Origin of the sequence: Achromobacter sp. K91, from assembly GCF_003576205.1 — a bacterium.
Classification (GTDB): Bacteria; Pseudomonadota; Gammaproteobacteria; order Burkholderiales; family Burkholderiaceae_B; genus Achromobacter; species Achromobacter aegrifaciens.
Genome location: NZ_QWFB01000062.1, coordinates 1 through 12,404, shown reverse-complemented (window position 1 = coordinate 12,404; position 12,404 = coordinate 1). Strand labels below are relative to the sequence as shown.

Below are 12,404 nucleotides of genomic sequence, written 5' to 3'. Positions count from 1 at the left end.
GCTTATCCGGTCTCCGCGTCGCGGAATCGGAAATCGATCGCACCCGCGGGCGTCAGGCCCAGATGGACGCCGCCGAACGGCGCGGCCACGGAAATGCGTTCCAGCACCTGGCGCGCCAGCTCCGGCAACACCGCCTGCGTCAGGATATGGTCCACATTGCGCGCCCCGCTGTCCACTTCCTTGCAACGCGCCGCGATCGACTGCGCCACGGCGTCGTCCCAGCTCAGGTTCGCGTGGTGGTTGCGCGCGAAACGCCGGGCCAGGCGTTCCAGCTTCAGATTGACAATGGCATTGATCTGGCTATCCCCCAACGGGTAGTAGGGAACCATCACCAGGCGGCCCAGGAACGCCGGGCTGAACTGCCGCAACAACGGGGCGCGCAAACGCTCGGTCAGGGCCTCTGGGGAGGGCCGCGCCCCGTCCCGGCAGGCATCGGTGATGACGTCCTGCGACGCATTCGACGTCAACAGGATCAGGGTGTTCTTGAAGTCGATGGAAACGCCCTCGCCGTCCTCCATGGTCCCTTTGTCGAACACCTGGAAAAAGAGCTCGAGCACGTCGGGATGCGCCTTCTCCATTTCGTCCAACAGCACGACGCTGTAGGGACGGCGCCGCACCGCTTCGGTCAGCACGCCCCCGCGGCCGTATCCCACATATCCTGGCGGCGCGCCTTTCAGGCCGGAAACGCTATGCGCTTCCTGGAACTCCGACATATTGATGGTGATCATGTTGCGCTCGCCGCCGTACAAGGTATCGGCCAGCGCGCACGCGGTCTCGGTCTTGCCGACGCCGCTGGGACCCAGCAGCAGGAACACGCCCACCGGTTTGCCAGGATCGTCCAGGTCCGCGCGGAAAGTACGGATGCGCCGGGCGATGGCGTCCAGGGCTTCGTCCTGTCCCACGATGCGTCCGGACAGTTTCTCCTGCAGATACAGCACGGTGTGCAGCTCATCGGCCAGCATCCGGCCCACCGGAATGCCGGTCCAGCCGGAAATCACTTTCGCCACGACCGAAGAGTCCACGCACACCGGCACGATGGGCTCGTCGTTCTGCACTGCCTCAAGGCCTTTTTCCAGGCGGGTCAGATTGGCGGTCAACGCGTCCAGGTCCTCTTCGTCCGCCGCCTTGTCGCTGCCGGCCACGACGCGGTCGGCGATACGGCGGCGCCAAGTCAGGATTTCAGCCACCGCGCTGCGTTCGGCTGCCAACTTCTCTCCCAGTCGGCGGTGCTGTTCGCGTTGATCCTCTATCTGACGCTGCGTCGCCGCGATCGCGTCATGACGGTCCGTGCCCGTGGCGGCCTCGTGGCGCAGTATGCGCAGCTGGTTCTCGGCCGCCTCTATAGCGCGCCCAAGGGCCTCGATTTCTTCCGGCTCCGCGCTCTGGCCGATCGCCACCCTGGCGCAAGCCGTATCCAGCACGCTGATCGCCTTGTCCGGCAACTGCCGGCCGGAGATATAGCGGTGCGACAGCTTCACGGCGTCCCTGACCGCAGCATCCAGGATCTCGACGCCATGATGGGCCTCCAGCCGTTGCACCATGCCGCGCAGCATTTCGACGGCCGCCGCCTCGGTGGGTTCTTCCACCTTGACGACCTGAAAGCGCCTTGCCAACGCCGGATCCCGCTCGACGTAACGCTTGTATTCGGCCCAGGTCGTGGCGGCGATGGTGCGCAATTCGCCGCGCGCCAAGGCCGGCTTGAGCAGATTGGCGGCGTCGCCCTGCCCTTCGCTGCCGCCCGCGCCTATCAACTGGTGGGCCTCGTCGATGAACAGGATGACCGGCGTCGCCGACGCCTTCACTTCACTGATCACCGATTTCAGCCGGTTCTCGAATTCGCCGCGCACGCCCGCCCCGGCCTGCAGCAGCGCCAGGTCCAGGGAGCGGACCGATACATTGCACAAGGCCGGAGGCACGTCGCCTTGCACGATGCGCTGCGCAAAGCCCTCAACCACGGCGGTCTTGCCCACGCCGGCCTCGCCTGTAAGAATGGGATTGTTCTGCCGGCGGCGCAGCAGCACGTCGACCAACTGCCGGATTTCCGCATCCCTGCCACGCACCGGGTCGATCGCCCCTTCGCGCGCCAGGGCCGTCAGGTCGATCGTATACAGCTCCAGCGCCGATTGGCGCGTCCCGCCCTCGCCCGGCGTCGGCATGACAGGCGCGCCGCCGGCGGGCAAGCCCGCGGCTCCCGGCCCGGACGTCGGAGACGAGGTTCCCGCGTCTTCCGCGCTGCCCGCCAGGATGGACGGCAATGCCGCTCGCAAGTCGGCCCGGGAGATGTTCAGCAATCCCGGCGCCGACTCCAGCAGCAATCCGCGCAGGCTGTCGACCTCCAGCAACGCCAGCAGCAGGGTGCCGGACCGGATCTGCTGCTGCCCCAGCAGCATCGAGCTGAGCAGCCATGCCTCCTGGAACATGGGAGGGAAATTCGGCGACAAGGACGGAGTGCGGCCGTTGCCCCGCTTGAATTGCTCCTGCGCGCGCTGCAATTGCGCCGACACGTCTTCCGCCCGGATCTGGTAATGATCCAGCACCGCTTTCAGATCGGGAGCGGCGGTTTCCAGCAGCGTCAGCAGCAGGGGCTCGACATCCACGTTGTAATGGGTCTGGCGCACGCACTGCTGCGCCGCCAGTTCCATCGCGTGCTTGCAGACCGGGTTGAGCCGGGCCAGCAGCGTGCGGATGTCGATATCCATGCCGGATTTGCCTTATGTACGGTTGGCCAATGGGGAAGCGGACGCCATGCGCGCCGTCAGGCGCACCGGCGCCGGAGCGAGGGTCTGCCGCTTAGCGGTGGCCCAGCTGGTCCACCCCAGCCGGGCTGCTGCCGCGCCGCCCAGCACGCACGCACCGGCGCGCGGCTGCGCGTGCAGCACGAAATCCACATTCAGGTCTCTCCGGAGGTGACTGCGGATCAGCCACAGCGCCAGTTCGTGGTCCGCGCCCCCGGGTAACAGGCGCTCGAACCGGGCGGGACTCAGGTCCAGGAATTCAATACGGATCCCGGCCCCCTGGTCCCATACCCGGCGGCCCAGCGCCCGCGACGCATTCAACGCCAACCCCTTTCCGCCCAGGCGCGAATGATCCTTCGCGTCCAGCGTCCGCCATTGCCCGATGAATTGCCGGCCCAGCACCTTCAAGCCCAGACGGTCCGCCAGCAACGCCAGCAGCCCGGTCATCGATCGCGTCGCCACGCCCAGCAGACCGGCGTGCCTGACCCACAGGCGCTGGCCTTGCGGACCGGCCTCGTCGCGGGCATAGCCCAGGTCGCTCAGCGCATCCAGGCAGCCCACCAGCGCCGACGCATGCGGCGCGGACGCGTTAAGGCCCAGCGCGTGCTTCTTGCGGCTTCGGTAGAAGAAGGACAGGAAGCGGTGGTTGAAGATATCCAGGAAATCTGCGGTGGCGTGATCCCGCGACGCCCGGCGCTGCAGCACCAGTTCGGTGTACGCCAAGGGCAGCGGACTGCTGGCGCCGGCAAGTGTCATCACCGGCGTAGTCAAGGCGTAGCGTGTCTGCATGGCCTCGCCCCAACGCCCCGCATCCTGCTTCCGGGCGATGGCACGCACGTCGCTGGCCTCGAACGCGACCGACACATGCCCGTGCAGGCGCACAGCCTCGCCGTCGCCATTTCCGCGGCCCAGCGGCGCGGCCGCTGGCGTCGCGCGCTCCAGCAGGGCGATCGCCTGGAACAGGTTGTAGCGTTGCGGGCGGGAGAGCAGCCGGGCGATCATAGCGATTGCTGGTAGCCCGTCATGGGCTGCCACTGCTTCCATATTTCGTCGCCCCGGCGCACCGCCAGCCGCACGAACGAATTGACCGATGTATACATCGCAAAGAACCGCGCCAGCACTGCGCCCAGCAGCAGCGGCGATCCTCCCACGAACGCATCGGCGTCGAACTCCACCGTGACTTCCATGCCGTGGCAGAAGCCGCGCCAGGCCTCCTTGCCCACATGCGCCGTGACTGGGCGCGCACTGACGCCCTTGAGGCCGCGGATCAGATCCTGCTCACGCGTGCTGCCGGACGCGAACAACTGCAGGATCTGCTGCAGGCGTTTGTGTCCGGTCGATGACTCCACCAGCGACTGCTGATTCAACGTCAGCAGCGACACCAGGCGCCACAGCGCGTCGCCGCCCAAGGGCGGGTTGCGCTGCGCGGTGGGCTCGTACAGGCATTGCACCGATACGTTCTGCGCCACACGTTCGAACACCATGCGGGCGCCCACTGGCACCTGCTCGGCAAGGCGCCGGTTGGTGCAAAGCAGATTGGCGTAGACCACGGGTTCAACGGGCCGGCGAATCTCGTTGCGGGCATCCACGAAGCTCAGGAACATGTCGGTGCCGCTTACGCGGTCACGCAGACTGTGTTCCCTTCGGGCAGACCAGAACAACGTACCGCGAGCGGCGTCCGCGTGCTCGACCTCCGCATAGCTGGGCACGGGAATCGAGCGCTCGGCCGCCGGATCAGACAGGATCACGGACAGCACCGAATGCACTTCCGTCGTCTCGTCACGGCGCTTGTCGGCCACCAGGCGATATTCGTAATGGCTATCGTCGATCGTGACCGGTTCGCTGGTCTGCGCGTACAGGTTGATCACCGGCGTGCAACCCAGGCGGAAATGCTGGGCGCCTATCGCGCCCAGGCCGCGAGCCTGCCTGTCCAGGTGCAGCGCGATCTGGCAACGGCGCCCCTTGAACGGCAGCCCCCGCGGCAAATCCAGGTCAAAGAAATGGAACTTGCGCGGAAATGCGAAGTACTCCTGCATCAGGCCGTGCGCCGGCAATCCATTCGGCGGCTGCGGCAATACGCTCTCTTCCGGCGCATATCCCACTTCCCGCCAGGCCGTCAACGGCAGCGGCACAACGCCGCCCCCTTCGGCATAGAGCGATATGCCGGCCACGCCCGCCGCCAGCAACTCGTACAGCGGCATCGTCACCATCCAGTCGCCCTGCAGGTGGATGCGCAGTGTGCGGATTTCCAGCTCCGACAGTTCCACGCCGGAATCGCTTTCCAGCTCCAGGCGCAAAGCCTGGTCTTCAGAGAAGCCGGCGCTTCCTATCCTCAAGGGCCACAGCGTGGCATCCCAGGCGGTGCGGAACCGGCAAAGTTCGCCGGCCTCGGTCCGCGCCGCCAGGCCGCTATGCCGCGGCACGGGCAGTCCGGCCGTCACTTTTCCCTGGCTGCCGTCCAGAGCCAGCTGCACCACGGTCATCGACGGGATGGGCTGCACCAGCGTCGGACAGACGTTGTCCAGCATCGCGGCGGCGATCTGGGGAAACTCCTGATCCAGGTCGCGGTGCACCCGGGCCGCCAGGAACGCAGTGGCTTCTATCAGGCGTTCGGTATGCGGATCTGGCGATTCCGTGCCGTGCAGCGCCAGCCGGGATGCCACCTTGGGATAGCGCAGCGCGAAGTCCGCCCCCTGATTGCGCAGATAGGACAGCTCGCGCTTGTAGTACTGCAGGATGCCATCGGACGCCAGATCGGTCATGACCCGCCCCCCGTCCCGCTCTGCGCGCCTGCCAGCAGTTCGAATGCCACGTGGTTCACCGCGCCGCCGATCCGCATGTCGGCCCGGATCTCCAGCCGGCATGGGCCTATCCCGTTCGCGGCGGGCGCCATGTCCACCGACACATTGGACAGGCGGGGTTCATAAAGGGCGATGGCCTGCTTGACTACAGCAGCGACGGCCTCGCGATCCGACGCCGACACCGGCGACCGCGCCGAGTAGTCGGGCACGCCGTAGTCGACCACCGTTGCCGCCGAGCGTGAAAAGGCCTCGAAATCCAGGCGCGAACGCGTGTTCAGCAGGCGCTCCAGGTCCCTGGCCACCGCCAGTCTCTGCGCGTCGGCCCCCGCCAGTTGCGACTCCGCATCAGCCGCCAGGCGGTCAAACAAGGGCACGGGCGAATAAAGGGTATCGGTCGGCATGTTGCGGGCGTTCCTGTACGTGCACCGGCGCCGCTCCCGCCCATGCGGGAGCGGCGTCCGGCATTACTTCTTGGGCGCGGCGGTGGACTTGTTCGTCGCCAGGTCCCAGCCGAACGATGCCGTGCCAGCCTTGTTGCCGGCGGTGGCCTGCTGGGTGTATTCGATGGAGAGCTTGCTGAAGCACAACGTGAAGCTGTCGCTGCCGCCGCCCTCGCCCAGCGCGGAGTTGATGGACGAGACCATCGCATTGCCCAGTACGTACTTCACGTGCAACAGGAACGACCCGCTCTCGTTGCGGCCGATGAGTATGGTCGCGTCGTTCAGCTTGGCGCCGGACGCGCACGCGTTGTATAGCGCGGGCGTGGACTGGTCCATTACCTTGGTAAACGCCATTTCCGAGAAGCTGGGCCGGCCCAGGGCGCGCTCGGTGTTGGCCATGTCCATCGACATCGGCAACATCACGCCATGCGAGGCGCCCAAGAGGATGATCGCGTCGGCATGGCCGTCCAGAGTGGAGTTGCCTTTGATGTTGTTGATCTTGAGCAGGATGGTATCCATGGAATTCCGTGTTCGAAGAGGATTCGGTTGGCGTGCGCCGCCGGCTGGCGGCGCGCGGTTCGAAAGTTCAGGCAGCCGCGGCCGGCAGGTCTGCCACCAGGCGGATGGACGCGGTCAGCTCTTCCATCTGGAAATGAGGCTTGATGAAGCAGGTGGCGCGGTACGCGCCGGGCTTTCCGGGCACCTCCGTGACGTCGACGCGCGCCTCGCCCAGCGGATAGCTGGCCTTCTGTTCCTGCGAGGCCGAGGGGTTGATCAGCACGTAGTCCGCAATCCAGTTGTTCAGATAGTTCTCGACGTCCGTACGCGACTGGAAGCTGCCCACCTTGTCGCGCATCATCACCTTGATGTAATGCGCAAACCGCGACGCGGCAAGCACGAACGGCAGGCGTGATGACAGCTGCGCATTGGCATTGGCGGCATCCTTGTTGTAGACCTTGGGCTTGTTTGCCGTCTGGCTGCCGAAGAACGTGGCCTGGTTCGAGCCCTTGGCGTTCACGAACGCAATGAACCCCAGGTCGCTGAGTTCCTTTTCGCGGCGGTCCGTGATCGTCACTTCCGTCGGGCACTTGAGCGCGATGTCGCCTTCATCGGTCTTGTAGGCATGCGCGGCGATGCTCTCCACCTTGCCGCCGCCTTCCACCCCGCGGATCGCGGTCGACCAGCTGTACTTGGCGAACGCGTCGGTGATGCGCAGACCCAGCTGGTAGGCGGAATTCGCCCACAGATACTTGCTGTGATCCGAGCCGTCGACGTCCTCTTCGAAGTTGAACGTATCGACCGGCTTGGTCTTGGCGCCGTAGGGCAGGCGCGCCGCATAGGACGGCAGCACCAGCGCCACGTAGCGGGAATCCTCCGACTCGCGGAAGCTGCGCCACATGGCGAGCTCGGCGCTTTCGAAGACCTTGGAGAGATCGCGCGTGACGCCGAGGTCCGTGTACGATTTCAGGTCGAAAAGGCTGGGCGCGGCAGAGGCGATGAACGGCGCGTGCGCGGCGGCCGCGACCTTGGAGATGCGTTCCAGTAGCGCCAGATCCTGCGGATGCCGGCCAAATGCGTAATCGCCTATCAGCACGGAATACGGACTGCCGCCGAACGTGCCGTACTCGTCTTCATAGACCTTTTTGAAGAGCAGGCTCATGTCGTGATCGACGGCCGACTCCAGGTCTTTCAGCAATTCCTTCTTCTTGACGTTCAACAGCCGCAGCTTCAGCCGCGAGCTCGTCTCGGTGCCATGGACCATATCGTGCAAGCCGGTCCACGATGCTTCGAGCGCCTGGAAGTCCGGCGCATGCATGATGGCGTTCAGCTGATCCGTCAGCAGACGGTCGATTTCCGCCACGCGCTCATTGATCATCGCCACCACCGACTTGTCCGGGCTGGTGCGCATGCCTTCGTCCAGGATCTGGGACGCCAGCTGCCCGAGCAGTTTCTTCGCGTAGGAATTCTGCGACGGCTCCACCGCCATATTGCCTTCCTGCACGATGCGGTCCAGCAGGCTGAGTTTGCCCGCCTGCGCCGCTTCCTGCGTTGCGTTGCCTCCAACCGCCGCCGTATCGGCCGTCTGTTTGCTTGCCATGTTCGTCACCCTGAGAATTGAAATTGCCCGCGCGCGGCTTCGGCGCAAGGCCTGCCCTGCGCGCGCTGACGTTGCTGTCCGCGTTAGGCCGACGGCGCCGTTGCGGCCGGTTCGGCCACATCGCCGGCCGTCCCGCCAGCCTGCGCTTCGCTCTTGACGGCCTTGAGCTCCTCGGTGCTGCGCACGATGCGCTCAAGGATGGAGTCCAGCTCGTCATTGCCATCCAGCTTGGCCAGCAGGTCGCGCAGTTGATGCCGCGCCTCCAGCAGCTTGGACAACCGCGGCACCTGCTCGACCAGGGATTCGGGATGGAAGTCGGCGAACTTCTCGAAGTTCAGCTCAATGCGCAGATTGCCTTCGCCCTTGGCGGTGTCGGGCACGGACAGGTCCAGGCGCGGGCGGATCTTGCCCAGGATTTCGTCGAAATTGTCGCGGTCGATCTCGACGAAGCGGCGCTCTTTCAGCTTGGGCAGCGGCGTGGCCGGCTGACCCGAAAGATCCGCCAGCACGCCCACCACCATCGGCAATTCACGCTTCTCGATCGCGTCGCCGGTTTCAACGTCATACGTGATCTGAACCCGCGGCGGGCGGTTGCGGCCCACCCATTTCTGCAAGCTATTGGACATGACCCTCTCCGAAGAAACCACTCGTACCGCACAGCGAGCGCTGCGCTTTGCTGGTGCGAACAATAGCGCCGGCCTTCGGGGGCTACATCGGACTTTAGTCGTAGTATTTTGAAATTATCAGAAATTTCCATCCTGCTTTTGGATGAGAAATGGCTTAGGCGCAACCTTGAAACTGCGGGCCCGACCCGCGTCAGCCCGGCTTCGCGGGGGAGCGTGTTCTTGCCAGAAAATTTCCCGAGGGCTGTGCTGACATCCACTGGATTTTCTCGACAATTTCCTTCGGGTTGCCCGTGGTGGAAACGAATTCATTGGCCTCTGGAGTGGCGGCTGCGGCATTGGCAACAGGTTCCCGCTTCGTCACGAGCAGGCAGGAGCGCGCCATGCCCATGTCCCTCGCAGGTCGTGCCTCGCGCAGAGCTCTCAAGTGGCTGGCCGGCAGAAACTCCCCACGGTGCACCAACTGGCGGCATTCGGCCACAAGCAGCCCGACGCTGGCGGCATAGCAGACTTTCGCCACGTTCTTCGCGCCATGCAGGGTCGCGTTCTCGGGCGCGCGCCGGTACTCGAAAAAGGTCGAAACGTAACGCTCTGTGCCCGGAACGGACCCCAGACTGCCGGGACCGGCACTATCCATCCAGACCATCAAGCCCTGGAGGTTGTACGACCAGAGCAAGAGAGACTGGCCTGGCCTCAGCTTGCCTATGCGCCAACCTACCGGCGGGGCGGGTTTGGAAAAGAACTGCCCCAGCGTCTCCGGCTTGCTCCGCACCCGATTTGTCTCCACCTTGTCCAGTATTGTCCTACCCAGAATCAGACTCATGAGCCACCCCTTCCTGTGCTCTGCCCTTGGCAGCAAGCCCGCAGGATAGCTACCGTCCGCGGGCCGCGCATGGGACTTTGGTCTTACTGGGGCAAAGACCCGAGGACGGCGCACGGACAGCGGCGGGGCATTGCCGCCCGTGCGCCGGATGCGGCCGGCCGTCTACTTTCCATACGTCGCGATCAGCGTTTCCAGCGGCACATGGCCCTGGCACAGTCCCGGATAACCGGGGCTTGCTCCCTCTTCCAACGAGATCGCATATTTGACCGCCGGGTCGCTTTCCAGCCGCTGCCGCAGCGCCGCCAGCCTGGGCCAGCGGGACTGGGCAGCGACCTCATGGAAATCCAGCCAGCGCGCAACGCCCACCAGCACGGCGTCCGCCAGAGTCGGACGATCGCCCATCAGGAACGGAGTCTCGCCCAGCATCGCTTCGAGCTTGTCATGGCGTTCTATGACGCGTTGCGCCCCCCACTCCCGCAGCGTTTTCTGCAAGGCCGGATCAGGCGGATCCATTTCCAGGGCGACCCAATGCGGGGTGAAGGCGGCGGTGAAACCAGTGTTCAGAAAAGCCATGAACTGGTGCATGCGGTCGGATTCCGGCGACAGCGGGTCAAAGCTGATCCTGCGCTCGTCATCACGGTTTTCGATCCAGCGCGCAATCGCCATGGTTTCCGTGAAAACCGCGCCCTGTTCGCTGACGAATGCAGGCGTCTCGTGGCGCGCGTTGATCCGCGCATAGGAGGGCAGACGCATTTCGCTCAGCATGTCCACGCGGCACAGGCGATAGGGTTTGCCCAGCCACTCCAGCGCAGCGACGAGCCCCATGGAACTTCCCAGCGGAAAGCCATAAACAAGAATGGGTTCCAAGATTTCTTTCTCCGTAGATGAGGGTCACGCTGCGCAGCGGATTGAATTCTACGGATCTGCTAGGCTAAGTAAATTACGCACATTTTTGTCACCATGACCCGCCCATGAAAGACCTGGTTTCGCGTTGCCCCATCGAGGAAGTCATGCAGATACTGAGCGGCAGATGGCCGACGCTGCTGGTCTATTACCTCAAGGAAGGCACCAAGCGTTTCAGCGATCTGCGCCGCGACAATCCGACCATCTCGCATCGGATGCTGACGCTGGAGCTGCGCAAGCTGGAGTTGGCCGGGATCGTCCAGCGCACTGATTTCGATGGCTATCCGCGGCGCGTGGAGTACGCGCTCACGCCATCGGGAAAGACGCTGGTGCCGCTGCTGGATGCGCTGGGCGACTGGTGGGATGAGCACGGCGAGGCGTCCGAAGACGCCTCCTGAGCAGGCCTGCCAGCTTTCAAGCCGGGCTTATCCGCCCCCCTGCCTGCCAGTGCCGATCAGATCCAGCAGGCCATCCGACAAGGTCCCGCGCCAGACCAGGTAATCATGTCCGCCCGCCACCTCGCGGTGCGTAACCAGATAGCCCTTGGCACGCAGCACATCCCGCAGATGCCGGTTGGTCTCCAGGATGCCCGGCTGGCCGCCGCGTCCGGACTCGAACAGGCCGGCGCCAAGGAAGAAGCGCACCGGCAGCTTGCGCACCGCGACGAATTGCCGCGTCAGCCACTGGTCCTCCTCGCCCGCCGGCGACCACCAATAGGAACCTGATTGGCTGAGCACGTTGCCGAACACTTCGGGGTGGCGCAACGCCGCATAGGCCGATGCCAATCCGCCGTAGCTGGAACCGCCGATGACCGTGCGCGCGGCAGGCGCGCTGATGCCTTGCTTGCGCGCCCACGGCATCAGCTCTTTCGCCAGGAAGTCCGCAAAGTCCGGGTTGGGCGGCAACTCCTGGCTGCGGGATTCCGCCGTAGGGTTGTCGATGAGCAGCGCCGCCGTCGGAGGAATGACGCCTGCGGCGATCATGTTGTCCAGAATGGTGGGCGTGGGCACGCGGCCCAGATAGGCGCCGGCGTCGAACAGCACCAGCACGTGATTGTCCGCTGCGCCAGACTGCCAGCCAGCAGGACGGTACAGGTGGATCTTGCGCGTGTTGCGCATGAGATCGCTGCGCAGCTCCATGGTCTCCACCGTTCCCTGCCGCACACCCGCGCGGGGTTCGACCCAGGGCTGCTGCGGCGCTTCCGCCAGTTCCAGCATGGAATAGGTCTGGTACGCGTCGACGCCGCGCGCCGGGTATGCCTTGGGATTGTGCGGATCGGCCTGCGCCGTGGCCAGGATCGCGCGGCGCCGCGCCATGCCGGAGCCTGGAAGCTCGGGCACATCGGGCGCCAGGCGATATGACAGGCGCGTGGACCTGGGGACGACGAAGCTGGCATGCCAGACATCGGAGTTGCCCAGCCGCGCCAACTGAGCATGGTCCGACGACGGCCCGCCGAACAGGCGCACATTGCGTTCGGCGCCGCGCCACAGGAATGTGACGCGGTCATGCCCGGCGTCCACGGCCTCGACCAGCGGCGTGCCTTGCTGCGCCACCTCATCCCAAAAGGCATCCGTCGTGCCGCCCGCGGCCAGCGTCGCCGCCAGCGCGGTCAGGCGCGGGCTGTCGAGCGCCGCCGCGGGCGCACGTTGTTCCGCAAGGGGCAGGCGTTCCGTCACGGCCCAGCGGAACAGGCCCTGGCCCTGCGCGCGAACGGTGTAGAGGCCATCTTCCGGCGCCACCAGCATCAGGGCTCCGGCCGGCTTTTCGCCGTCGCTCAGCCGGCGTACGTGCTGCCCGGCGCTGTCCAGAAGATCCAGGGTCACGCCGGATTCGGCGGCCCAGGTGCCCGCGAGGAACTCTCCCTTCTGTAGCGAAATTCGTTCGTCCACATGGGCCTCGGGTGTGACGGCGCCCTGCCTGGACTGCGCCGCGGCCATGCCCGGCGCCACGCCTATCATCGACCTGTCTCTTATACACATCT

At 65.3% G+C, this 12,404-nt stretch carries 11 protein-coding genes; 1 reads left to right on the top strand and 10 read right to left on the bottom strand.

The features are described from left to right. Positions 1-2: 2 nt before the first annotated feature. The 9 genes from tssH to DXK93_RS28460 form a co-directional block, all read right to left on the bottom strand. A complete protein-coding gene (gene tssH, locus DXK93_RS28500) occupies positions 3-2,699 on the bottom strand; it encodes a type VI secretion system ATPase TssH (RefSeq protein WP_119451864.1) in 2,697 nt (898 codons plus the stop codon). Positions 2,700-2,711: 12 nt separating this feature from the next. Then, positions 2,712-3,737, bottom strand: coding sequence for a type VI secretion system baseplate subunit TssG (tssG, locus tag DXK93_RS28495; protein ID WP_233564627.1), 1,026 nt, complete (start codon positions 3,735-3,737; stop codon positions 2,712-2,714). Continuing rightward, on the bottom strand, positions 3,734-5,497 hold the full coding sequence (tssF, locus tag DXK93_RS28490; protein WP_225590381.1) for a type VI secretion system baseplate subunit TssF: 1,764 nt from the start codon (positions 5,495-5,497) through the stop codon (positions 3,734-3,736). Before tssF ends, tssG begins: the two co-directional genes overlap by 4 nt. Next, positions 5,494-5,937, bottom strand: coding sequence for a type VI secretion system baseplate subunit TssE (gene tssE, locus DXK93_RS28485; RefSeq protein ID WP_054451881.1), 444 nt, complete (start codon positions 5,935-5,937; stop codon positions 5,494-5,496). The genes tssF and tssE overlap by 4 nt, the downstream gene beginning before the upstream one ends. Positions 5,938-6,000: 63 nt before the next feature. Then, positions 6,001-6,495: a type VI secretion system tube protein Hcp gene (locus DXK93_RS28480; protein WP_054451882.1), complete on the bottom strand. Its 495-nt coding sequence runs from the start codon at positions 6,493-6,495 to the stop codon at positions 6,001-6,003. Positions 6,496-6,562: 67 nt separating this feature from the next. Continuing rightward, the gene (gene tssC, locus DXK93_RS28475; RefSeq protein WP_119451863.1) at positions 6,563-8,074 is read right to left on the bottom strand and encodes a type VI secretion system contractile sheath large subunit; all 1,512 of its coding nucleotides are present in this window, start codon (positions 8,072-8,074) and stop codon (positions 6,563-6,565) included. Between the two features lie 83 nt (positions 8,075-8,157). Then, a complete protein-coding gene (gene tssB, locus DXK93_RS28470; RefSeq protein WP_054451884.1) occupies positions 8,158-8,700 on the bottom strand; it encodes a type VI secretion system contractile sheath small subunit in 543 nt (180 codons plus the stop codon). Positions 8,701-8,890: 190 nt separating this feature from the next. After that, positions 8,891-9,520 (bottom strand): hypothetical protein, encoded by a 630-nt coding sequence (locus tag DXK93_RS28465; RefSeq protein ID WP_119451862.1) that lies wholly within the window; start codon positions 9,518-9,520, stop codon positions 8,891-8,893. A gap of 162 nt (positions 9,521-9,682) precedes the next feature. After that, positions 9,683-10,387, bottom strand: coding sequence for a glutathione S-transferase family protein (locus tag DXK93_RS28460; protein ID WP_054451886.1), 705 nt, complete (start codon positions 10,385-10,387; stop codon positions 9,683-9,685). A 104-nt stretch (positions 10,388-10,491) separates the two neighbouring features. On the opposite strand from DXK93_RS28460, the gene DXK93_RS28455 reads away from it, so the two are divergent. After that, complete coding sequence (locus DXK93_RS28455) at positions 10,492-10,821, top strand: helix-turn-helix domain-containing protein (protein ID WP_054451887.1); 330 nt, start codon at positions 10,492-10,494, stop codon at positions 10,819-10,821. A gap of 27 nt (positions 10,822-10,848) precedes the next feature. On the opposite strand, the gene fes is transcribed toward DXK93_RS28455, so the two are convergent. Continuing rightward, positions 10,849-12,404: enterochelin esterase (gene fes / locus DXK93_RS28450; RefSeq protein ID WP_119451861.1), on the bottom strand; the 1,556-nt coding region annotated here is incomplete at its 5' end.